The organism is Ruminococcoides intestinihominis (genome assembly GCF_040096285.1).
GTDB lineage: Bacteria > Bacillota > Clostridia > Oscillospirales > Acutalibacteraceae > Ruminococcoides > Ruminococcoides intestinihominis.
Genome location: NZ_JBBMEY010000001.1, coordinates 78,805 through 103,368, shown reverse-complemented (window position 1 = coordinate 103,368; position 24,564 = coordinate 78,805). Strand labels below are relative to the sequence as shown.

Below are 24,564 nucleotides of genomic sequence, written 5' to 3'. Positions count from 1 at the left end.
ATATGAAAACAAGGCTTATTACTGCTGGTGTTGGTATTTCAATAGTAATAGTTGTATTGCTATTAAGTCAGTTTGTTTCACCACTATTTACTACAATTATTCTTTCACTTCTTACTGCACTTATGGTGTCAGAAGTGTTAACAGCCAAGAAACTATTAAAAGAATACAGAATCAGTTTGTTAAGTATTGCCTTTGGTTTTGCAATGCCAATGGTATCATTTACAAGATTTAATTTCTTGCCATTCTTTATTTACCTAATTGCAATGCTTTGTATGATGGTGTTCTTCCATCATGAAGTCAGACTAGGGAATATTGCCTATGCATTCTTTACTACTGTACTTATCACAACAGGTATGGGTGCAACGACTTACTTAACAACATTGTTTGATATTTATACTGCTTTCTATGCAGTACTTATTATGGGTGTACCTTGGATTGCTGATGCCGGTGCTTATTTTGTCGGTGTTAAATATGGTAAGCATAAACTTTGTCCTGAAATTAGTCCTAAAAAGACTATTGAAGGTGCAGCCGGTGGTGTTCTGACAGGTATTCTTAGTGCCGTTATTATCGGTCTAATTTTTAACTTTATTTTCGGTTATGATTACATTAATTATTGGGCATTAATTATTATCGGACTTGTAAATACACCACTATCTATGCTAGGTGACCTTTCATTCTCTATTATTAAGAGAACTCTTGGCATTAAGGACTATGGTAGCATTATGCCGGGACATGGTGGTATGCTGGATAGATTTGATAGTGTTATTGTTACTGCACCATTTGTTTATGTAGTAACACTATTTACTGTGATTATTATGTAAGAGGTTAAAATGGTTAAGAATATATCAATTTTGGGTTCAACAGGTTCAATCGGAACTCAGGCTCTTGATGTATCTCGCAAACTAAACTTAAATATATCAGCTATAACTGCATATAGTAATATTGATATTTTAGAACAACAGGTGAGAGAGTTTAAACCCTCTCTTGCTGTTGTTTTTTGCGAAGATAAGGCAAAAGAATTTAAAACAAAAATTGCCGATACTGATACAAAAGTCCTTTCGGGTATTGATGGACTTATTGAAGCAGCTACAATTTCTTCAGCAGATATGATTCTAAATTCTGTTGTTGGTATGGTTGGTTTAACACCGACTTTAGCTGCAATTAATGCACATAAGGATATTGCTTTAGCAAATAAAGAAACTTTAGTTGCAGGTGGTAGCCTTGTAATGGATGCATTAAAGAAGAATAATGTAAATATGTACCCTGTAGATAGTGAACATTCAGCTATCTTCCAATGTTTACAAAGTATGAACCAAAAGAAAGAACTTAAAAAGTTAATTCTTACTGCATCAGGTGGTCCGTTCTTTGGAAAGAAAATTGATGACCTAAAGGATGTTACAGTTAAGGATGCACTTAATCATCCTAACTGGTCTATGGGTGCAAAGATTACAATTGACTCAGCATCAATGATGAACAAAGGTCTTGAAATTATTGAGGCAAGTTGGCTATTTGATATGCCACAAGATAAGATTGATGTTGTAGTTCATAGAGAGTCAATTATTCATAGTATGATTGAATTTGTGGATAATTCTGTTATAGCACAGTTGGGATTACCTGATATGAGAATTCCTATTCAGTATGCTATTACATATCCAAACAGATATGAAAGTCCTGTTAAAGAACTTGATTTAACTGAGATTTCCAATTTGTCTTTCTACAAGCCGGATTATGATACATTTAAGTGTTTAAGAGCTTGTAAAAAGGCTATTGAAATTGGAAAAACTGCACCGGCTATTGCTAATGGTGCAAATGAGGTTGCCAACAAGATGTTTAGAGATGGCAAAATTAAATTCTTAGAAATTGGTGACCTTGTGTATGATGCATTAAATAATGTGGAAGTACAGGAGATAAAGAGAGTAGAAGATGTATTAAATGCGGATAAATCTGCACGACAGTATGTATTAGATTCTGTCAAGTAATTGGAGGAGATTAAAATTACTTCTGTTTTAACAACTATTGCATTAATTCTTATTGGTGTATTACTATTTGAATTAATTATTTTTATTCATGAATTCGGCCACTTTATTACTGCTAAGAAAAGTGGAATTAAGGTTAACGAATTTTCACTTGGTATGGGTCCAAAGATTTTTTCTTTTGGAAAAGGTGAAACTAAATATTCACTGAGAATTTTTCCTATTGGTGGTTTTTGTGCTATGGAAGGCGAAGATGAAGAGTCACCTGAACCTAGAGCATTCAATAATGCAAAGGTCTGGAAAAGAATGATAGTTGTAATTGCCGGTGCAGTTATGAATATTATTCTTGGTTTTGTGTTGATGTTTGTTGTAGTGGTACAACAGGATGCGTATTCTTCAACTGAAGTACAGTCATTTCCTGCAACATCATTTTCTTCTTGCACAGGTTTGCGGTCAGGAGATGTGATTAAGGAAATTAACGGATACGGAATATCCACTAGTATGGATTTTAACTACCCAATTTCTACTGCTGAACTTAAAACTGTTGACGGTTCAACATTAGAGATTTACAAAGAGGACTGTGGCAACAATCTTTATAATATGGCAGTTAGTTTGGTTCAAGATAAAAACAATAAACTTAGTGATGAACAAGTAAGTAAAGTTAATGAGCTACTTTCTAAGTCAACTAACGAAATAGTAAAGGCAAAAAGTAAAGAAGATGCCTATTCTATTTACGAAAATTATTACAAGAAAATAAATGATGCTTGTGGTATCAAGGATTATAAGGTTGAAAAAATTGTAGAGAAAGAAACCCGTAAGCGTTACACTGCTGATATTTTAGTTGAGAGAAACGGTGAAGAAAAGCTACTAAAGAATGTACAGTTCTTTACTTATACAACTAAAGATAACAGTGACCCACAGGTTTCAATTGACTTTTATGTAAAGCCTATTGAAAAGACTTTTGGTTCAGTCATTTCTCAAACATTTAAACAAACTATCTCAACTTGTAAGATGATATATGCAAGTTTAGGTGGATTGTTAACCGGTAAGTTTGGACTAAAGGATATGTCAGGTCCTATCGGTATTGCCTCAGCAGTTACTACTGTTGCATCAGAAAGCCTATCATCAGGATTTATGAGTGCTGTAAATAGTATAATCTATGTTATGATGATTATTACAGTAAACTTAGGTTTATTTAATATGTTGCCATTCCCAGCCCTTGATGGTGGTAGATTTGTTTTCTTGATAATTGAAGCAATTAGAGGTAAATCTGTACCAAGAAAAGTTGAAGCAATTGTTAACGGAATTGGTATGGGACTACTAATATTATTAATGATTTTAATTACTGCTAATGATATTTTTAAATTAATTTGGTGATTTTATGGCAAGTAAAAGAAAAGTAAAAGCCGGTAATGTTGTTATTGGCGGTGGAGAGAAGATTGCAATTCAATCTATGCTAAATATACCGGCACATAATGTTGAAGATAGTGTAAAACAAGCAAAAGCTCTTGAAAAAGTAGGTTGTGATATTGTTAGAGCTGCCGTACCTGATATGGAAGCAGTTAAACTTATTTCAGCACTAAAGGAGAATATTTCAATCCCTGTTGTTGCTGATATTCATTTTAATTACAAACTTGCTCTTGAGTCAGTTGCAGCAGGTGTTGACAAAATCCGTATTAATCCGGGTAATATCGGTGATGATAGCAATGTTAAGGCAGTTGCTGATGCTTGTGCAAATAACGGTATCCCTATTAGAATCGGTGTAAATTCAGGTTCACTTGAAAAGTCAATTCTTGCAAAGTACGGAAGTCCTACACCACAAGCACTTTGTGACTCAGCACTATATCATGCCTCACTTTTAGAAAAATTCGACTTTAATGATATTGTCCTTTCAATGAAAAGTTCTTCAGTTAAGAATATGGTTGAAGCATATGAACTTGCATCTCAGCAATGTGATTATCCACTTCACCTAGGTGTAACAGAGGCCGGTACTGAAAGAATGGGTATTATTAAGTCTGCTGCCGGTATTGGTGCTTTATTAGTACAAGGCATAGGTGACACAATTCGTGTTAGTCTTACTGCTGACCCTGTAAAGGAAATTTATGCAGCTAAAGATATTCTAAAGTCACTTGATATGTATGATGGTGGCATCCAGTTTGTATCTTGTCCTACTTGTGGCAGAACAAAGATTGACTTAATAGCTTTGGCAAATGAAGCACAAGAAAGACTTAAGGATTGTAAGAAGAATATTAAAGTTGCAATTATGGGTTGTATTGTTAACGGTCCGGGAGAAGCAAGAGAAGCTGATATTGGTATTGCCGGTGGTGATAAGGTTGGACTTATCTTCAAAAAAGGTGAAATTATTTGCAAAGTACCGGAAGACCAACTACTTGATAGATTAGTAGAAGAAATTGATAAATTGTAAGAAATAGAGAAGTATAAATGAGTTCAGTTAAAGAAATTTTTTCAGACTACATATGTGAGAATGTACTAGACCAAAGCCTAGTACATTCTCAAGTGGAAAATTTAAGAATAAATAAAGGTACAAGAACTTTGTCTTTCATAATTCATTGTGATAGGCTTTTTAGTGATACAGAACTTTCTAGCCTAAACAGTGAATTGATGAATTCTAAACTTGCACTAAGCAAGGTAATTATTACACCAAAGTTTAATTCATCACTATTTTCTGCTGATTGTTTTGATGAGTTACTTAATGAGTTGAGAAACAGAATTCCAACTCTTAACGGTACATTCAAAGATTGTGAAGTAACTTTTGAAAACAATTTGCTTAACATTACTATCAAGCATGGTGGTGGTGCATTACTAAAGGCAAAGAATTTTAACCATGAGTTGCAGAACCTTGTACAAGAGAGATTTGGTTTGCTAATAAAAGTAAATGTTGATGGTGTCCTTGAAATGGATGCTGAAAATGAATCTTATATTGAAGAACAGAAAACTGTAGAGCAAACAACAGTAAGACAAGAAGTTCAACAAGTAGTTCAAACTTATGCTATTGAAGAAAAACGCCTTGAAGAAAATGCAGAGGAAAGACTACAGAACAAAGAAGGCTTTGTAGAAGTTAGAGAGGGTAAGTTCCTTTATCCTCAAGTTAACTTACAAAAGTGCAGACCACTTTACGGTAGAACTATCAAGAAAGCACCTTCACCAATGAGTGATATTGCCTATGATACAGGTAAAATCACAGTATGGGGTGATGTATTTAGTGTTGAAAAGAAGGTTACTCGTTCCGGAGATAAAAATATTTTCAATATTCTATGTACTGACTATTCAGGTTCTGTAAATGTAAAAGTTTTCGGTGATATAGCCTCTACAAAAGTCCTTGACCAAATTAAGAAAGGCCAAACAATTATTGCCGATGGTGATATTGAAAATGATAGATATGCCGGTGAACTTGTACTAAATGCTCGTTCTATTGGTTTTACTGAAAAAATTGATGTAAAAGACAACGCTGACGAAAAGCGTGTAGAACTACATATGCATACCAATATGTCCGATATGGATGGTATTTCTTCTGCAAGTGATATTGTTAATCGTGCATATAAATGGGGACACAAAGCAGTTGCTATTACTGACCATGGTGTAGCACAGGCATTCCCTGAAGCTATGAATACAGCTGAAAGAATTAATAAAGACGAAAACAAAATCAAAGTTATTTATGGCTGCGAAGCCTATTTTGTTGATGACTTTGTTTCAGCAGTTAAAGGTGCTCAGGATGAAAGTCTTGATGGTACATTTGTTTGTTTCGATATAGAAACTACAGGACTTTCTGCACAAAAAGAGAAGATTACAGAAATCGGTGCAGTAAAAATTAAAAATGGTGTTGTAGTAGATACATTTGAAACTTTTGTTAATCCTGAAAAGCCAATTCCTGAAAAGATTGTTGAACTTACAGGTATCAATGATGGTATGGTTAAGGATGCACCACTTGATGTAGAAGCAGTAAAAGACTTCCTAGAATTTGTAGATGGTGCTGTTGTAGTTGCCCATAATGCACCATTTGATACATCATTTATTAGAGTAGTTTGCGATAGAATGGGTGTAGAATACAACCTAACTTCTATTGATACAGTTGCAATTTGTCGTTCAATTTTACCGGATATTAAGAATTGCAAACTGGATACAGTTGCTAAATATTTAAGACTAGGTAACTTTAATCACCATAGAGCAACTGATGATGCTGAAATTCTATCAAGAATTTTCATTAGTCTATGCGATAGACTAATGGACGACTATGCAGTTAAGTCAACTATAGATATTAATACCCACCTTAACGGTGCAGACCAAAAGAAACTACCTGCTTATCATCAGATTATTCTTGTTAAAAACCAGGTTGGTTTAAAGAACTTGTATAAACTTATTTCTTATGCTCATTTAAAGTATTTTTATAGGAAGCCTAGAATTCCTAAGTCTGAACTTATTAAGCATAGAGAAGGCTTAATTATCGGTTCTGCTTGTGAAGCCGGTCAGCTTTTCAGAGCAATTACTTCCGGTAAACCTTGGGCAGAACTTAAGGATATTGCATCATTCTATGATTATCTAGAAATTCAGCCTTTAGGCAACAATGAATTTATGATTAGAAACGGTAGTGCTACCAGAGAAGATTTAATCAAGTATAACAGAACTGTTGTAAGACTTGGTGAAGAACTTAATCTTCCTGTTGTTGCTACTTGTGATGTTCACTTCCTAGACCCTCATGATAAGGATTATCGTAAGATTTTACAAGCATCAAAAGGCTTTGCAGATGCAGACCAACAAGCACCACTATACTTTAGAACAACTAAAGAAATGCTAAAGGAATTTGATTATCTTGGTGAAGAAAAAGCATATGAAATTGTAGTTAAAAATACAAATGCTATTGCTGATATGTGTGATTATGTACGACCAATCCCACCGGGAAACTTCCCACCATTTATTGAAGGTGCTGAGGAACAACTTAACTCAATTACTTGGAAAAGAGCAAAGGAAAAGTACGGTGATCCATTGCCAGAAATAGTAAAAGCAAGACTTGATAAGGAACTTAATTCTATCAACACATACGGTTTCTCTGTTCTATATATGACTGCACAAAAGCTTGTTGCAGATAGTGAAGCTCATGGTTATTTGGTAGGCTCAAGAGGTTCTGTTGGTAGTTCCTTTGTTGCTACAATGTCAGGTATTTCAGAAGTTAATCCACTTGCTCCTCACTATGTATGTAGTAAATGTAAGCACAGTGAATTTATTACTGACGGTAGTTATGGTTCAGGCTTTGACTTGCCACCAAAGGATTGTCCTGAGTGTGGTACACCGATGGATAGAGACGGTCACGAAATTCCATTTGAAACTTTCCTAGGATTTAAGGGCGACAAAGTTCCTGATATTGACCTTAACTTTAGTGGTGAGTATCAGAGTAAATCCCATAGATATACGGAAGAACTTTTCGGTCACGATAATGTGTTTAAAGCCGGTACAATAGCAACAGTTGCCGATAAAACTGCTATTGGTTATGTAAAGAAATATGAAGAAGAAAAGGGTAGAGTCTATAGCAAAACCGAAGAACTAAGACTTGCTAGTGGTTGTACAGGTATTAGAAGAACCACAGGTCAGCATCCCGGTGGTATGGTTGTTGTTCCTAAGGGTAAAGAAATTTATGATTTCTGTCCGGTACAACATCCTGCAAATGATATGAAGTCTGATAATGTTACTACTCACTTCGACTTCCATTCTATCCATGATACAATTTGTAAACTTGATGAACTTGGTCATGATTCTCCTACAGTTTATCATTACTTAGAAGAATTTACAGGTATTCCCGTTATGGAAGTATCAATGTCAGATCCTGATGTTTATTCATTGTTTACTTCACCAAAAGCACTAGGTGTTACACCTGAAGATATTGATTGTCAAACAGGTACTCTTAGCTTACCTGAATGTGGTACTAACTTTACAAGACAGATGATGATTGATGCAAAACCAACTTGCTTTGCCGATCTTATGCAGATTGCAGGTCTATCCCATGGTACTGATGTATGGCTAGGTAATGCTCAAGAACTTATCAAAAACGGTACTTGTACAATTTCAGAAGTTATCGGTACTCGTGACAGTATTATGACCTACTTAATGCACAAAGGTCTTGAACCTGGTATGGCATTTAAGATTATGGAAATTGTCCGTAAAGGTAATGCCACAAAGTTACTTACAGAAGAACATTTTGAGGCTATGCGTAGTCACAATGTTCCGGAATGGTACATTGATTCTTGTATGAAAATCAAGTATATGTTTCCTAAGGCTCATGCTGCTGCTTATATGATTTCTACTTTGCGTTATGGTTGGTATAAAGTGCATAAGCCACTTGCATATTATGCTGCTTACTTTACAGTTCGTGGTGAAGATTTTGATGGGGCAACTGTAATGAAAGGCAGAGATGCAGTTAAAGAGAAGATGAAGATTATCAAGCAAAAGGGTAATGAAGCATCTGCTAAAGAACAAACAGAATTTTCTACTTTGGAAATTATAAACGAAATGTTAGCAAGAGGCATTGAGTGCCTACCTGTTGATATTTACAAATCCGAAGCTAAGAAATTTATTATAGAAGATGGCAAGATTAGACTACCGTTTATGTCACTTTCAGGTATAGGTGAAGCTGCTGCAATTTCTCTTGCTGAATGTGGCAAGAAAAATAAGTATCTTTCAATAGAAGAAATGATTATTAAAACTAAAGTTTCCAGAGCAGTTATTGAAACACTTAAAAATGTAGGTTGTCTAAACAATTTACCTGAAAGTTCACAAATGTCTTTGTTCTAAGGAGGAATATATGAAAGATAAACGACTAAAAAGAGGTATAATTCTAATAGCAGTTGCAGCTTTATTCTGCTTTTTGATTATGAATTTTAACAAAGTAGTAAGTATTATTTCTACAATTTTTACTGTATTAACACCATTTATGTATGGCTTTATTATTGCTTATATATTAAAGTTCCCATATAACTTCTTTTACGAAAAAGCCTATAAAGGCATAGGCAAGAAACATGAAAAATGTAAAGTAATGCGAAAACCACTTGCTATTATAACTACCTATGTAATAGCCATTTCTGTAATAGCTTTCTTAATGGTTATTATTATACCTAGCTTGGTAGATAGCTTTGCAGAGTTATCTAAAAATATTATTAACTATGGTAAACAGTTTGAACAGTTGGCTGCACAATTTATAGATTGGGCAAACGCAACATTCGGTTTATCACTACAAATGGATAACGGTCTTGTTGACTTTATTAACAAGTTTACAAAGATGTTCTCAGGTGGTAATATTCTTGATACTGTTAAGTCACTGTTAAGCAGTATTTTCCCTGAAATCCTTTCTACTGCAAAAGTTGTTTCTTATGGTGTATATAACTGGATTATCGGTATTGTTGCATCAATTTATTTCCTATCATCAAAGGAACTTATGTGTGGTCAAGTAAAGAAACTTACTATGGCTTATGCTCCTAAGAAATGGCAAAACAAGATTTTCAAAGTAACTCATATGTCAAATGAAGTATGTGGTAACTTTATTATCGGTCGTGTAATTGACTCTTTAATTATCGGTGTACTTTGCTATATTATTTTACTTGTATTCAACTTTGATTACGCTTTACTGATTGCAGTTGTAGTTGGTATTACAAATGTTATTCCATTCTTTGGACCATTCCTTGGTGCAATTCCTAGTGGCTTTATTCTACTAATGATTAACCCAACAGAATGTTTCTGGTTTGTAATTATTATTGTTCTTTTACAGCAGCTTGACGGTAATGTTATTGGTCCTAAGGTTATCGGTGACAAAATCGGTATTTCAGGTTTCTGGATTTTATTCAGTGTTATTGTAGGTAGTGGTTTATTCGGTGTAGCCGGTATGCTAATGGGTATTCCTGCTTTCGTTGTAATTTATAACCTACTTGGCAAAGATGTAAACAAGAAACTTCTTAGAAATAAAGAATATATTTCCAAAGAACCTTTAGATAAAGTCGAAAAAGCTGAGAAGGTTAAAGAAAATTAAAGGTTGACAAAATTTCTTTACTGTGTTAACATATTAGCACACTAAAGTGCGAGGTAATTTATGAGAAAGAATTTAATGATTACACCGGAGGGTACAAAGGACTATTTGTTTGAAGAATGTATCACCTCTTGCGATGTACAGGAAAAGATTAAGAATTGTTTTGTAAATAGGGGCTATTCAAAGGTAGATACTCCTTGTATTGAATTTTATGATTTGTTTTCTTTGGAGGACTCAGGTTATCCACAAGAAGCAATGTTTAAGACAACTGATAATAAAGGCAGACTAATGGTTATGCGTCCCGATTCAACATTACCTATTGCAAGAATGGCAGCAACTCGTCTAAAGAATTACGATTTACCTCTAAGACTTTATTACGGTCAGTCCGTTTATCGTAACAATCCTACTTTGCGTGGTAGAAGTAACGAAATTATGCAGATGGGTGTTGAACTTATCGGTGCAACAGGTAAGAGGGCAGACCTTGAAATTTTAACAACTGCTATTGACTGTCTGTCAGCTAATGTTGATGATTTCCGTATTGAAATCGGTCACGCTGATGTATTTAACGCATTAGTAGAAAGACTAAACGTATCTGCTGAAACTGCTGAAGCTATTCGAGTAAGTATTGAAAGCAAGAATTATTCAGCCCTAAATACTATCCTTGATAAACTTCCTAAAAGTTCGGATGTTGAAGCTATCAGAAAGTTACCAAGACTATTTGGTGGTGTTGAAGTAATTGATGAAGCCTTAAATCTATGTAATGATGAAAAGGCAGTTAAAGCATTAAACTACCTAAAAGAAATATTTGAAGATTTATCAAAACTTAACCTTGGTGACAAGATTATTATAGACCTTGGTATTGTTCAACAGACTAACTACTACAGTGGTATTGTTTTTACAGCTTTTGTAAACGGTATCGGTGATGAAGTTATTTCAGGTGGTAGATACGACAAACTAATGGAAAACTTTGATTTCCCTACAGGTGCTGCCGGTTTTGCAGTTAATGTAGATGACCTTGTTGAAATTAAGTTAAAAGATAGCAACAAAGACGAAGCTCCTATTCCGGAAATTCTTGTTTGTGCAAAAGATGGCTTTGAAATCACAGCTATTGAAAAAACAAAAGAACTTGTTAATCAGGGCAAAAATGCAGTGTTTAGCGTATTTGAAACAATTGAAGAAGCTAAACAGTATGCAGACAAAACCAGAGTAAAGGAACTACTAGTTGTAGGTGAATGATATGCAGCCATTAAGAATAGCCTTAACAAAAGGCAGACTTGAAAAAGATACAATTAAATTATTTCAAAAGATAGGTTACAACTGTGATGCAGTTATCAACAAGGGCAGAAAGCTCATCCTTCCAATTGGTAACGGCGAAATCGAAGTTGTCCTAGCTAAAGCAGCCGATGTTATTACATATGTTGAAAATGGAGTTTGTGACCTTGGTGTTGTTGGCAAAGATACAATTCTTGAAAACGGTCATTGTTTCTATGAACTACTTGACCTAGGTTTTGGTAGATGTAAGTTTGCAGTAGCAACACAAAAGGGTAAAGACCTTTATGGTGGATACAAAGCATTAACAATTGCTACTAAGTATCCTAATGTTACAAGATCATTCTTTGAAGAAAAAAATATGGATGTTCGTGTAATCAAAATTGAAGGTTCTGTTGAACTTGGTCCACTTATCGGTTTAAGTGATGCAATTGTGGATATTGTTGAAACAGGTTCAACTTTAAAAGAAAACGGACTTGAAGTTGTTGAAGATGTTTGTCCAATCTCAGCAAGATTAATTGCTAATGTTGCAAGTCTAAAACTACACAAAAAACAAATTGAAGAACTTGTTGATTTAATAAGAAAGGAGATTGATGCTTAATGTATATTATTCCTGCTATTGATATTAAAGACGGTAACTGTGTTCGCCTACAAAAGGGTGACTACAATACAGTTAAAAAAGTTGCTGAAAACCCATATATTACTGCTAAGTCATTTAAAGATGCCGGTGCAAGATACCTACATATGGTTGATCTTGATGGTGCAAAAGACGGTAAAATGCAAAACGCCGAATTAATTTGTGATATTGCAAAGTCCTGTGGTATGCTTGTTGATGTTGGTGGTGGTATTCGTGATATTAAGTCTATTGAATATTACCTAAATAACGGTGTCAACCAAGTTGTACTTGGTTCAGTTGCAGTTAAGAACCCTCAGATTGTTATTGATGCAGTTAGGAATTTTGGCGACAAAATTATTGTTGGTATTGATGCAATGGACGGTATGGTAAAGTCAGAGGGTTGGATTGACGGTAGCGATATTTACTACACAGAACTTGCCAAGAGAATGGAAGATGTTGGTGTAGAAAAGTTTATCTTTACCGATATTAACCGTGACGGTATGCTAACAGGTCCTAACCTTGTTCAGCTTGAAGTGCTAAGTAATTCTGTAAGTGCTGACATTGTAGCAAGTGGTGGTATATCAGATTTAACAGATATTAAGGACTTGATGAGTCTTAATATTTTTGGTGCAATTTGTGGTAAGTCAATTTATGAAGGTACACTTAATTTACCAAAGGCTATTAAACTAACAAGAGGTTAATTATGGAAAATAACTTAGATAAATATTTTGTTAAGTCAGATTTAATTCCGGCAATAATTCAAGAGAAATCTACAGGTGAAGTCCTTATGGTTGCTTGGATGAACAAGGAATCTATGGCTAAAACACTTGAAACAGGCTATACTTGGTTTTGGAGTAGAAGTCGTCAGGAACTATGGAATAAAGGTGCAACATCAGGCCATCTTCAAAAGGTTGTTGAAATTTATTCCGATTGTGATGATGATACTTTATTAGTAACAGTAGAACAAACAGGTGCTGCTTGTCATACAGGTAACCACAGTTGTTTCTTTAAGAAAATTTATTGATTTAATTACAAAACTGCTTTCTATTAATTTAGAGAGCAGTTTTTTTCTCATAAAAAATGGGTACTGAAAATCAGTACCCATAATTTTTTAACTTGCATTCTTTAGTTGTAGTCTTAATTTATCACTAATCATAGCAATAAATTCACTGTTAGTTGGCTTACCTCTTGAGTTGTGGATAGTATATCCAAAGTAGGAGTTAAGCACATCCACATCACCTCTGTCCCAAGCAACTTCAATTGCATGTCTAATAGCCCTTTCAACTCTACTGGAAGTCGTTTCATACTTTAGTGCAACTGATGGATACAGTTCCTTAGTAACGGCATTGATGATTTCAGGCTTTTCAATAGACATAAGTATTGAATCTCTTAGGTAGTGATAACCCTTAATATGTGCAGGTACGCCGATTTGGTGAAGAATCTCAGTAACCTTTACTTCAATGTTAAGATTGCTTTGATAACCTTGGTTGTTCATAATGTTCTTTGTGTTCATTAACATAGTAATGTTTTCAGTAAGGTCGTTAATGTTGTAAGGCTTTAGCACAAAGTAAGATGCACCATTGTTCATAGCCTCTTGTTCAAGCAAAGCACTTCTATAGTTAGAAAATGCAATGAAAAGTGGGGAACAGTTGCTTTCATTTCTAATGTGACGCATAACGCTTATTCCATCTAGTCTTGTTAGGAACAAGTCGAACAGTACCACATCAGGGTGTATCTCGTTAATTTTGTTTAGTAGTTCTTCACCATCTTTAGCAGAGTAGTGAACTGAAAAGTTCTTACTGTTGAGAAAACGGAGTGTTTCCTCATCAAATTCATTTGGTTCTTCTGTGAGAAGTAGTTTGATTTTATTCTCCATGAAAATTCTCCCTTGTTAATTTGTTGAGATAATCATACCATATTATGGCAAATATATCAAGGGTTTACACTTAAATTTTTTCCAAAAAATTAATTTAAATCTCAACATATTGTGTCACCACTACCCACTATATTACAAAATACCCCAATAATATGCCGTTTCTACAATTTTTTATTTTGACTCATCTATCATTGTTTCAGCAAGAATTCCGTAACCTTTTTCAGGATTATTGACAAATACATGGGTAACTGCACCAATAAGTTTACCATCTTGTATTATAGGTGAACCACTCATACCCTGTACAATGCCACCTGTTTTTTTCAGTAACTCTTTGTCTGTAACTTCAATTGTAATTTCTTTCATTTTGTCAAAGAAGAAGTGACATTCCGGTTTAATATATACTTTGTAGAATTTAGGGTTAGAACCCTCAACAGTTGTGTAAATATAAGCAGTTCCTTTTTTAACTTCTTCCTTAGTAGCAACTTTATATTCTTTGTAGGAAGTTTCTATTTCTTTATTACAGAACAGCCCATATTCTGAATTATAATAAGCCTTACCGATTTCATCATCTAAGAAATATCCGTTAAGTCCACCGGCATAACCACTCTTAGCTTTGTCAACACTTTGAATAATTGCAGGACAAATATCACCCTCAGCCATAGGTAGTAGGTTAGTTGATTCTTTGTCACAAATTCCGTGACCTAAACAAGCAAAAGTATTATTGTTTGTATCATAATAAGTTATAGTTCCTATACCGGCACAACTGTCTTTTATCCAAATACCTACTGTATAATTACCATTGTGATTTTCAGGTTTAATGTTTAAGTCAATAATTTCATAATCTCTGTTAATAGTAAACTTAATAGTTTGATTTTTATATTCTTCAATTTTATTCCTTACAACTTCATTATCCTTAACTTTTTCATTATTAATACCTATTATAATATCATTAACCCTCATACCGGCCTTATCAGCAGGAGAATTTTCTCTTACTTTGGTTACTAAAGCACCCTCTGAATAAAATTTAATTCCAAAAGGTTGTCCACCGATTTGTACTGTTTTATTTTTTAAGTCACTACTTGTCACAATAGCATTTGATGGATTTATAGTATTATATACTCCTAATATAGCCACAATAGCTATTATAAATGAAATAACTTTTTTCATAACCTCACCTTTATTTATATGTCATACTATTATTTTTTCTTGTTTTATAGTATAATAGTTTGGAAATAGTATTGATAAAATATTATTTTGGTAGTATTATTTTTTTAGTGCTGATTTTCAGTACAGAAGTTCCAAATTTTTTATTTAATGGGTGCTATATGAGTGAAGAAAAAATTTTTACAGGTTTAACTACCCAAGAAGTTGACAAGAGAGTTTCAGAGGGTAAGGTTAATGTTGATACCTCAAAACCGGAAAAAACCTTAGGAAATATTTTATTTAAAAATATTTGTACATTATTTAACTTGTTGAATGTTGTTCTTGCTTTAGCAGTTTTTCTTGTTGGTTCATACAAGAATATGCTTTTTATCGGTGTTGTATTTTTCAATACAATAATCGGTATTGTGCAAGAAATTCGTAGCAAAAAAGCAGTTGATAAACTGTCTATTATTTCCGGTAACAATTCAAAGGTTATCAGAAATGGTGATACAATAGATATTAATAATGAAGATATTGTTCTTGATGATTTGCTTTCATTGAGCAGAGGTAATCAAATTCCAACTGACTGTGTTGTTGTTGACGGTGAGTGCTTTGTAAATGAAAGTATGCTTACCGGTGAAAGTGAATTAATCAGAAAAAAAGTTGGGGACAAGCTAATGTCCGGTAGCTTTATCAACTCAGGACAATGTATCTCAAAGGTTGTTGCAGTAGGTGACGATAATTATGCTGCAAAGCTAAATAATTCTGCTAAGTATTATAAAGAAAATAATTCTGAAATTTTCAGAACTATTAAAAAAATTATTAAAGTAGTAACTTGTATTTTAGTTCCATTGGGTACAATACTGTTTTTACATCAGTTATTATTCTTAAATGTTTCATTGGAAGATGCAGTTGTTAAAACGGTAGCAGCACTTATAGGTATGATTCCTGAGGGACTTGTACTTTTGACAAGTACAGTTCTTGCTGTTTCTGTTATAAGACTTTCTAAGAAAAATGTTCTTGTTCAAGACCTTTATTGTATTGAAACACTTGCAAGAGTAGATACTCTTTGTCTTGACAAAACAGGTACACTGACTTGTGATGAAATGATTGTTGAGGATATTATTCCCCTAAGTGACTATACTTATGATGATGTGCTAAATATTCTTTCTGATTTTGCAAATAATAGCATTGACTACAACAGTACAATGAATGCAGTTAGGGATAAAATTGATGGTTACCATTACGAAAAAGCAGTTTCAGTAGAAGCCTTTTCTTCTGAAAAGAAATGTTCTTCTGTTACTTTTAGTGATAGGAAGATTCTCTGTGGTGCAGGTGAATTTATCCTTAATGATGATGAAAATGATATTTTAACCGATATTAAGAAATATGAAAATAACTACAGAGTTCTAACATTTGTAATGATTAAGGGTGATACAAGAACACCTATTTGTAATGTTTTATTGAGAGATAAACTTCGTGAAAATGCAAAAGAAACCTTAAAGTATTTCAAAAAACAAGGAGTTAATATTAAGATTATTTCAGGTGACTCAGTAAATACTATTGTGAATATTGCCAAAACTTTTAATATTGATAACTACGATAAAGCTATTGACTGTAGCACTTTAAAAACTGATGAAGATATTAAAAAAGCATCAGAAGAATATACAATTTTTGGTAGAGTAACTCCTCAACAAAAAGAAAAGCTGATTTCATCAATACACGATAATGGTCATTCAGTAGCTATGACAGGTGATGGAGTAAATGATGTATTAGCTTTAAAAAAAGCTGATTGTTCGGTAGCGATGGCATCAGGTAGTGAGGCTGCTAAGTGTGTATCACAAATTGTACTTGCTGATAATGACTTTTCATCAATGCCATATATTGTTACTGAGGGTAGAAGAACAATTCAGAATATCCAAAGAAGTTCATCACTGTTTTTAGTTAAAAATATTTTTTCAATTTTACTTTCTGTTTTAGTTATTATTTTTGGTATGTCCTATCCATTCCAATCAATTCAACTTTCATTTGTCGGAGGACTTACCATCGGTATTCCATCATTTATATTAGCTATGGAATATAACAATAACAGAATTACAGGAAACTTCTTCATTAACATTATCTGTGGTGCAATACCGGCAGGTTTAACGGTTACTCTAAATTCTATATTGGTTATGACTTTAGGTTATCAACTTGGATTTAATACTCAAACTCTGGAAACTGTCTGTATTATGGTAACTGCTTTTGCATTGTTTGCACTAGTAGTGAAGATTTCTTTACCGTTTAATAAACTAAGACTTTCTTTATCAATATTTATTTTTGTTTGCTTAGTTTTAGGTTTCTTGTTTGGTGGCAAAATTTTAGGTACAGTACCACTAAATCATAATTCTTCTATGTTTTTATTATGTTCATTTGCTTTTACAATAATAGTATTTATTATTCTTACTCTCATTACAACTGCTATTAAGAAAAAGATAGTTGACAAAAATTAAAATATAACTAGATAGCACAACATGAAGTTGTGCTATTTTTGACTTAAATTTAACTTTTTTATACATAATTAATGTGGTATAATAAATATAAAAATAATTGAGATGATATATATGAATTTTACTTTACCTAAAAATGTTTTAAATATAATTTCAAAAATGGAGTCAAATGGTTTTCAATGTTATACAGTAGGTGGTTGTGTAAGGGATATGATACTTGGTTTAACACCTAAGGATTATGACTTAACCACAAATGCAAAACCGGATGAAATTATTTCAATATTCAAAGATTACAAAATTATTGATGCCGGAATAAAGCATGGCACAGTTGCAGTAATTATTGATTATGAAGTTTATGAAATCACAACCTATAGAATTGATGGAGATTATGAAGATAACCGTCATCCTAAGAATGTAGAGTTCACCACTTCACTAAAAGAAGACTTAGCAAGAAGAGATTTTACAGTAAATGCTATGGCATATAACCCAAGTGAAGGTGTAATTGACTATTTCAACGGTCAAGAAGATTTAAAGTATAAGGCTATTAGATGTGTTGGTGAACCGGATAAAAGATTTAAGGAAGATGCATTAAGAATTTTAAGAGCATTAAGGTTTGCATCAACTTATAACTTTTCAGTAGAATTTAATACATATAACGCAATTGCAAAGAATAAAGAACTATTAAATAATATTTCTAAAGAAAGAATTGCAACAGAACTTGTAAAAACTTTGTGTGGTGAAAATTGTAGTTATATTCTCAGAAGATTTAAAGATGTATTTGCAGTTATCATTCCTGAAATTTCTACAATGTTTCATTATGAACAAAACACACCACACCATAACAAAACTTTATGGAAACACACAGTTTCTTGCGTTAAGCATATTGACAACGACCCAATCTTAAGAATGACAATGTTACTTCATGATATAGGTAAACCTATGTCAGAAAATAAAGATGAAAATGGTGTTTCTCATTTTAGAGGTCACGAAAAAACCGGTGCAGGTATTGCAAAGATAATTTTGGAAAGACTTCGTTACCCAAAAGATTTTACTGAAACTGTGGTTAATTTAATTTCAATTCACGATTTAAGAATTCAGCCTGACAGAATTATAATTAAAAAAGTATTAAAAAATATCGGTTCAGATAATTTTTCAATGCTTATGAAAATTCAAATGGCTGATGTACTTTCTCAGTCATCATACCATCAACAAGAAAAGATTGATAAACTGGATAAAGTTAATAGTATCTTTCGTGATATTATGGATAATGACGAATGTTTTAGCTTAAAGTATCTTAAAGTCAATGGCTCGGACCTTATGGGTTGTGGAATGTCAAAAGGCAAAATAATAGGGGATACACTTAATCTTTTGCTTAATAAAGTTATTGAAAATACTTTAATTAACGATAAAGAAACTTTACTTCAATATGTCAGAAAAAATGTAATATAAATAAAAAAAGGAGATGCATTAGCATCTCCTAAATTTTTGCCTATTTTATATTGTAACAGATAATTAAATCTGACTTACACCTGTTTCATTAGCAGCTTTAATAACTGCTTCAGCAACAGCCTTACCGATTCTCTTATCAAATGCTTCCGGTAGAATATACTCAGCATTTAGTTCATCATCAGAAATTAAGTTTGCAATTGCATAAGATGCAGCAACTTTCATTTCTTCATTGATTTCCTTTGCTCTACAATCCAAAGCACCTCTAAAGATACCTGGGAAAGCAAGTACATTGTTAATCTGATTAGGGAAGTCACTTCTACCTGTACCAACTACAGCAGCACCGGCATTCTTAGCCTTATCAGGCATAATTTCAGGTGTAGGGTTAGCCATAGAGAAGATAATAGGGTCATTAGCCATACTCTTCACCATTTCTTCAGAAACAATGTTAGGAGCACTTACACCGATAAATACATCAGCATTTTTCATTGCATCAGCTAGGTTACCTGTCTTTTTACTTCTGTTAGTAGCCTTTGCAATTTCCTTATGTGCATCCTTAAGAGTATCATCATCTTCACAAAGAATACCGTTAATATCACACATTGTAACATTCTTAAAACCAATGTTTAGCAGATGCTTACAAATAGCAATACCGGCAGAACCTGCACCGTTAATTACAACCTGTACATCTTCAATATTTTTATTAACTACCTTTAGTGCGTTAAGTAAACCGGCTGCAACAATAATAGCAGTACCATGTTGGTCATCATGGAATACCGGAATGTCACATTTTTCTTTTAACTTCTTTTCAATTTCAAAGCATCTAGGTGCTGCAATATCTTCAAGGTTAATTCCACCAAAGCTACCACTGATAAGATAAACTGTATTTACAAATTCATCAACATCTTTAGTTCTAACACAAATAGGAAAAGCATCAACATCAGCAAATTCCTTGAATAATGCACATTTACCTTCCATAACAGGCATACCGGCCTCAGGACCAATGTCACCTAGACCTAAGATAGCAGAACCATCAGTAACTACTGCAACAAGGTTGTTTCTTCTTGTTAGTTCAAATGACTTGTTGTAGTCCTTATTAATTTCAAGGCAAGGTTCAGCAACACCGGGAGTGTAAGCCAGTGACAAATCTTTGCTACTATTAACCTTAACTCTGGAAACAACTTCGATTTTGCCATTCCATTCATAATGCTTTTGTAAAGATTCTTGTCTAATATCCATATTGTAATCCTCCATTAAAATCTTATTATATTATACAACTTATTATAAATTCATTCAATATGTTTGACAAAATATTATTTTTCTATTAAAATATAGTAGCAACTAGATTGAATAGCTACGGTTAGAAGCGAAAGCGACTATCCGAGGAAAGTCCGAGCTCCATAGAGCAATGATAACGGCTAACAGCCGCCGGGGGTGACCCTAGGGATAGTGCAACAGAAAATTACCGCCACTTATGTGGTAAGGATGGAAAGGCGAGGTAAGAGCTCACCGGTAATATGGAGACATATTAGCCGTGTAAACCCTATTTGGAGCAACACCGTGGAGGGACATAATGCATGCTCGGCAGTCCCGAGGAGGTGGCGTTGAGCAGTTGTGGCAACACACTGCCAAGATAGATGGCTATTCACGACAGAACTCGGCTTATAGATTTGGTTGCTAAGGGTCATTATGACCCTTATTTTTTTGCTATTTATATTTCTTTTAAATAATTTTTTATAAGAAAATTACAAAAATATTACAAAATATCACTATCGTGTAATATAATTCGATAAAAAGTATCAATTTTTTAAATTTATTTACAAAAAGGTCTTGTTTTTTTTCTTTTATAGTATTATAATATGTTCATAATGAATTTAAAGAATTTTTTAAAAGAATATTTTAAAAGAATTATTTATTAGAATTATTCAAAAGAATTACTTTAAAGAAAAATAATTATGTAAATGGGGAGAATATTATGAGGCTAAGAAAACAAAACTTAGGCGACAGAAACCTAATTGGTGCTCGTGTTGAATCTGCAAGAAAAAAGAAGGGAATGAAGCAAAAGGAACTTCTTGCACAGTTGCAGGTTAATGGCGTTGATATGAATGCATCAGGTCTTTCTAAGCTGGAAGGTCAAATCCGTTATGTAACAGATATTGAACTTGTTGCATTAGCAGATATTTTGGAAACTTCTGTTGACTCACTTCTTGGCAGAGAATAATTTTAATTAGAACGGTGACTTTGTCACCGTTTTTTTGCGTTATTTGCATAAAATAATTGAAATTTTCTTTACATTTGGTATAATAATATAGTATGTATTTAGGAGGTTGAACCTTATGACAAAAATTGATAACTTTTTTGAAAGTATAAAGGATAAGAAAGTAGCATTTTGTGGACTTGGTATCAGTAACTTTCCTGTTATGGAAATGTTCGTAAACAAGGGCATTGATGTTACTGCTTGTGATAGAAGAAATTTTGAGGACCTAGGAGATAATGCTAAGAAAGCAGAAGAACTTGGTGTTAAACTTTCTTTAGGTGATAATTACCTAAAGAATCTTGATGTTGATATAGTGTTTAGAACACCCGGTATGAAGTACTATATGGATGAACTTGTTGAAATGCGTAGTCGTGGTGTTGTTGTAACTTCAGAAATGGAACTTTTCTTTGAACTTGCCGACTGTCATATTATAGCAGTTACAGGTTCTGACGGTAAGACAACTACAACTTCTATTGTTTCAGAATTTCTAAAAGCTGCCGGTAAAAAGGTATTTTTAGGTGGAAATATCGGTAAGCCACTTTTACCTGAAATTGAAAGTATTACTAAGGATGATTATGCAGTTGTTGAACTTTCTTCATTCCAACTAATCTCAATGAAAGAAAGTCCTGAAATTGCTATTGTAACAAATGTTTCACCAAATCACCTTGATATACATAAGGATATGCAAGAATATGTTGATGCCAAGAAGAATATTCTTCTTCATCAAAATGCTTTCTCAAAGACTGTTCTTAACCTTGATAATGAAATTTCAAATTCATTCTCAAGTGAAGTTCGTGGTCAACTAGTTAAGTTTAGTAGAAGAAATACTGTTACTAACGGTGCATATCTAAAGGATAACAAGATAGTTTATTCTGATTACGGTAAAGAAACAGAAATTATTGACATTAAAGATATTTTCATTCCGGGTATGCACAATGTAGAGAACTATATGGCTGCTATCTCAGCTGTATGGGGTATTGTTGATGTTGATACTATTGTTAAAGTAGCAAAAACATTCCAAGGTGTAGAACATAGAGCAGAATTTGTAAGAGAATTTAATGGTGTTAAGTACTACAACGATTCTATTGCATCCAGTCCTACAAGAACTGCATCAGGTACACTTTCTCTATATGATGAAAAGATTATTATTATTGCCGGTGGTTATGACAAAAACCTTAACTATGATGAACTAGGTGAAGTTATTTGTAAGAAGGTTAAAATTCTTATCTTAATGGGCAATACTGCTGATAAAATTGAAACTTCAACTAAGAAGGCACCTAGCTATAGTGAGGGTAACCCTGTAATTTATCGTGTATCTAATATGGAAGAGGCAGTTAAAAAAGCTTCTGAAGTTGCAGTTAAGGGTGATATTGTTTCTCTATCTCCAGCAAGTGCAAGTTTTGATTTGTACAAGAACTTTATGGAGAGAGGTATTCACTTCAAGAACCTTGTTAAAGAATTGAAATGATAAAATATCTGTCTGATGACACAAAATATAAGAATGTTACAGCTAAGCTAAAAGATAAGGATGTATTTTTCACCAGAATAAATGTATTGTATAAATCTTATGGGCTTAACTGTGACTTTCTTGATATATGGTATCAGTCTTTTAATGAAGATTATGTTTCGCTGATTTCAAGGTTAGATAATCAGTTTATTTTATTTTTAACAGAAAATTCTAACATACAGGAAATTGAAGAATTTCTCAATGTGTTAGGGTTTTCTCATCTTTTGTTTAATGAAAAATATTCTCTGAATTTTAATTTTTCTATGTCAGAAACAGGCTTAATTATGAAAAGAGAATTTATTAATAACAATGTAAAAGAAAATAACTGCATTTTTACTACCGTTAATGAATATAAAGGTGTTTTTAACTTCTTTAATAACTGCAATTCAACTGTTGTAAAAATTGCTGATTATGGGTATTTTGCAACTGATTTACATTCCAAAGTTAGAGTAAATTGCAGTAAAATTTATTCACTTGAGCTAGAAGATAAAATAGTTTCTTGTGCAATAATAACAGGTGATGAATACAGTAAAATAATTTCACCAATTGCAACATTACCTCAGTATAGAAATAATGATTATGCAAAAAGCCTTTTAAATAATGTAAAAGAAGACAACTTATATTTATTTTGTGAAGATGATTTAAAAGAATGTTATACCAAAATGGGTTTTAATATAATAGGAAAATGGAAGGAAATACATAGATGAATTTTTTTGATTTAGATAGTAAAATTCTAGAACTATCTGAAAAAGCAATGGAACAGTGCAAAACTCAGTTCCAAGAAATAGAGAGAATACAAGAATATAACCAGAACAAAATGCTAAAGGCATTCCAAACTTGTGGTGTGTCAGAAAGTCACTTTGCCGATAGTACAGGTTATGGCTATAGCGATAGAGGTAGAGAAGTTCTTGATGAAGTATATGCCACTGCTTTTGGTGCAGAAGATGCAATAGTAAGACAAAGTTTTCAGTCAGGTACTCACGCATTAACAGTTGCTTTATTTGGTATGCTAAGACCCGGAGATACTATGCTTTCTGTTGTAGGTATTCCTTATGATACAATCAGAAGTGTAATCGGTATTGAGGGTAATTACTCAGGCTCATTAAAGGACTTTGATATTCATTATGATGAAGTACCATTAAAGGATAATGAAGTTGATTATGATGCTTTAGTTGAAAAGCTAAAGTCAAAGCCTAAAATGGCTTATATTCAGCGTTCAAGAGGTTATTCTCTAAGAAGAGCATTAACTATTGCTGATATTAAGAAAATTGCAGAAATAGTTAAGAGAGAGTCACCTGAAACTATTGTTATGGTTGATAACTGTTATGGTGAATTTGTTGAAGAACTAGAACCAACTCAAGTTGGTGCAGATATTATGGCAGGTTCTTTAATTAAGAATGCCGGTGGTGGTATTGCTCCAACAGGTGGTTATATTGCCGGTAGAAAAGATTTAGTTGAAATTTGTAGTTACAGACTTACAACACCGGGTACAGGTAGAGAACTTGGTGCTACAATCAGCACAAAGAGAGAAATGTTCCTAGGTGCATTTAACTCACCACATATTACAGGTGAAGCTATGAAAACTGCTGTTTTTGCAAGTACACTATTTACTCTAATGGGTTACGGTGTATCTCCAACAATGAATGAAAAAAGAGGAGATATTGTACAAGCTATTCTTCTTGAAAATGAAGAAAACCTTATTGCCTTTTGTGAGGGTATTCAAGCCGGTTCACCGGTTGATAGCTATGTAACACCTGTACCGGATGATTTACCGGGATATGATAGCAAGGTTATTATGGCTGCCGGTACTTTTACTTTAGGTTCAAGTATTGAGCTTTCTGCTGATGCACCACTTAGAGAACCTTTTGCAGTATGGATGCAAGGTTCATTTAACTTCCATTGTGGTAAGACAGGTGTGCTTATTGCAGCAAATAAAATTTTAAAGAAAACTAAGTAATATGA

At 33.3% G+C, this 24,564-nt stretch carries 19 protein-coding genes and 1 other RNA gene; 17 read left to right on the top strand and 3 right to left on the bottom strand.

The window, feature by feature from the left end:
* Positions 1 to 2 precede the first annotated feature (2 nt).
* Genes WMO18_RS00525 through hisI form a run of 10 tightly spaced genes read left to right on the top strand, consistent with a single transcriptional unit; the run spans position 3 to position 12,908 of the window.
* Entirely contained in the window at positions 3 to 821 is an 819-nt protein-coding gene (locus WMO18_RS00525) for a phosphatidate cytidylyltransferase (RefSeq protein ID WP_022506323.1), read from the top strand.
* A 9-nt stretch (positions 822 to 830) separates the two neighbouring features.
* The gene (locus WMO18_RS00520; protein WP_211147754.1) at positions 831 to 1,979 is read left to right on the top strand and encodes a 1-deoxy-D-xylulose-5-phosphate reductoisomerase; all 1,149 of its coding nucleotides are present in this window, start codon (positions 831 to 833) and stop codon (positions 1,977 to 1,979) included.
* Entirely contained in the window at positions 1,980 to 3,350 is a 1,371-nt protein-coding gene (gene rseP / locus WMO18_RS00515) for an RIP metalloprotease RseP (RefSeq protein WP_248004687.1), read from the top strand.
* Positions 3,351 to 3,354: 4 nt separating this feature from the next.
* The gene (gene ispG, locus WMO18_RS00510; protein WP_211147755.1) at positions 3,355 to 4,398 is read left to right on the top strand and encodes a flavodoxin-dependent (E)-4-hydroxy-3-methylbut-2-enyl-diphosphate synthase; all 1,044 of its coding nucleotides are present in this window, start codon (positions 3,355 to 3,357) and stop codon (positions 4,396 to 4,398) included.
* A 17-nt stretch (positions 4,399 to 4,415) separates the two neighbouring features.
* Positions 4,416 to 8,774 carry a PolC-type DNA polymerase III gene (locus WMO18_RS00505; RefSeq protein WP_211147756.1) on the top strand — a complete coding sequence of 1,453 codons (4,359 nt, stop codon included), beginning with the start codon at positions 4,416 to 4,418 and terminating at the stop codon, positions 8,772 to 8,774.
* Positions 8,775 to 8,784: 10 nt separating this feature from the next.
* Entirely contained in the window at positions 8,785 to 10,002 is a 1,218-nt protein-coding gene (locus WMO18_RS00500; protein WP_211147757.1) for an AI-2E family transporter, read from the top strand.
* A 60-nt stretch (positions 10,003 to 10,062) separates the two neighbouring features.
* Positions 10,063 to 11,235, top strand: coding sequence for an ATP phosphoribosyltransferase regulatory subunit (hisZ, locus tag WMO18_RS00495; RefSeq protein ID WP_211147758.1), 1,173 nt, complete (start codon positions 10,063 to 10,065; stop codon positions 11,233 to 11,235).
* Position 11,236: 1 nt separating this feature from the next.
* Complete coding sequence (hisG, locus tag WMO18_RS00490) at positions 11,237 to 11,869, top strand: ATP phosphoribosyltransferase (RefSeq protein WP_211147759.1); 633 nt, start codon at positions 11,237 to 11,239, stop codon at positions 11,867 to 11,869.
* A complete protein-coding gene (gene hisA / locus WMO18_RS00485) occupies positions 11,869 to 12,585 on the top strand; it encodes a 1-(5-phosphoribosyl)-5-[(5-phosphoribosylamino)methylideneamino]imidazole-4-carboxamide isomerase (protein ID WP_211147760.1) in 717 nt (238 codons plus the stop codon). Before hisG ends, hisA begins: the two co-directional genes overlap by 1 nt.
* 2 nt (positions 12,586 to 12,587) lie before the next feature.
* A complete protein-coding gene (gene hisI, locus WMO18_RS00480) occupies positions 12,588 to 12,908 on the top strand; it encodes a phosphoribosyl-AMP cyclohydrolase (protein WP_211147761.1) in 321 nt (106 codons plus the stop codon).
* Positions 12,909 to 12,995: 87 nt separating this feature from the next.
* Here the strand turns inward: hisI and spo0A are convergent, their stop codons facing one another.
* Complete coding sequence (spo0A, locus tag WMO18_RS00475) at positions 12,996 to 13,760, bottom strand: sporulation transcription factor Spo0A (RefSeq protein ID WP_022506312.1); 765 nt, start codon at positions 13,758 to 13,760, stop codon at positions 12,996 to 12,998.
* A 171-nt stretch (positions 13,761 to 13,931) separates the two neighbouring features.
* Positions 13,932 to 14,927 (bottom strand): SpoIVB peptidase S55 domain-containing protein, encoded by a 996-nt coding sequence (locus WMO18_RS00470; protein WP_329979873.1) that lies wholly within the window; start codon positions 14,925 to 14,927, stop codon positions 13,932 to 13,934.
* Between the two features lie 158 nt (positions 14,928 to 15,085).
* Here WMO18_RS00470 and WMO18_RS00465 point away from each other — a divergent pair, with 158 nt between their 5' ends.
* Together WMO18_RS00465 and WMO18_RS00460 are read left to right on the top strand one after the other, a co-directional pair.
* Positions 15,086 to 17,395, top strand: a complete 2,310-nt coding sequence (locus tag WMO18_RS00465) for an HAD-IC family P-type ATPase (RefSeq protein WP_367286220.1) — start codon at positions 15,086 to 15,088, stop codon at positions 17,393 to 17,395.
* A gap of 156 nt (positions 17,396 to 17,551) precedes the next feature.
* On the top strand, positions 17,552 to 18,841 hold the full coding sequence (locus tag WMO18_RS00460) for a CCA tRNA nucleotidyltransferase (RefSeq protein WP_367286219.1): 1,290 nt from the start codon (positions 17,552 to 17,554) through the stop codon (positions 18,839 to 18,841).
* Positions 18,842 to 18,904: 63 nt separating this feature from the next.
* On the opposite strand, the gene WMO18_RS00455 is transcribed toward WMO18_RS00460, so the two are convergent.
* Positions 18,905 to 20,077: an NAD(P)-dependent malic enzyme gene (locus WMO18_RS00455; RefSeq protein ID WP_211148240.1), complete on the bottom strand. Its 1,173-nt coding sequence runs from the start codon at positions 20,075 to 20,077 to the stop codon at positions 18,905 to 18,907.
* A 99-nt stretch (positions 20,078 to 20,176) separates the two neighbouring features.
* Between WMO18_RS00455 and rnpB the strand changes: the two genes are divergently transcribed.
* The 5 genes from rnpB to WMO18_RS00430 all read left to right on the top strand — a co-directional run bounded on the left by rnpB (position 20,177) and on the right by WMO18_RS00430 (position 24,559).
* Positions 20,177 to 20,519, top strand: an RNA gene (gene rnpB / locus WMO18_RS00450) — RNase P RNA component class A.
* 294 nt (positions 20,520 to 20,813) lie between these two features.
* Positions 20,814 to 21,059, top strand: a complete 246-nt coding sequence (locus tag WMO18_RS00445) for a helix-turn-helix domain-containing protein (RefSeq protein WP_022506382.1) — start codon at positions 20,814 to 20,816, stop codon at positions 21,057 to 21,059.
* Positions 21,060 to 21,174: 115 nt separating this feature from the next.
* The gene (gene murD, locus WMO18_RS00440) at positions 21,175 to 22,563 is read left to right on the top strand and encodes a UDP-N-acetylmuramoyl-L-alanine--D-glutamate ligase (RefSeq protein WP_022506383.1); all 1,389 of its coding nucleotides are present in this window, start codon (positions 21,175 to 21,177) and stop codon (positions 22,561 to 22,563) included.
* Positions 22,560 to 23,309: a GNAT family N-acetyltransferase gene (locus WMO18_RS00435; RefSeq protein ID WP_211148241.1), complete on the top strand. Its 750-nt coding sequence runs from the start codon at positions 22,560 to 22,562 to the stop codon at positions 23,307 to 23,309. The genes murD and WMO18_RS00435 overlap by 4 nt, the downstream gene beginning before the upstream one ends.
* Positions 23,306 to 24,559 carry a methionine gamma-lyase family protein gene (locus WMO18_RS00430; protein ID WP_211148242.1) on the top strand — a complete coding sequence of 418 codons (1,254 nt, stop codon included), beginning with the start codon at positions 23,306 to 23,308 and terminating at the stop codon, positions 24,557 to 24,559. The genes WMO18_RS00435 and WMO18_RS00430 overlap by 4 nt, the downstream gene beginning before the upstream one ends.
* Positions 24,560 to 24,564: the final 5 nt, after the last annotated feature.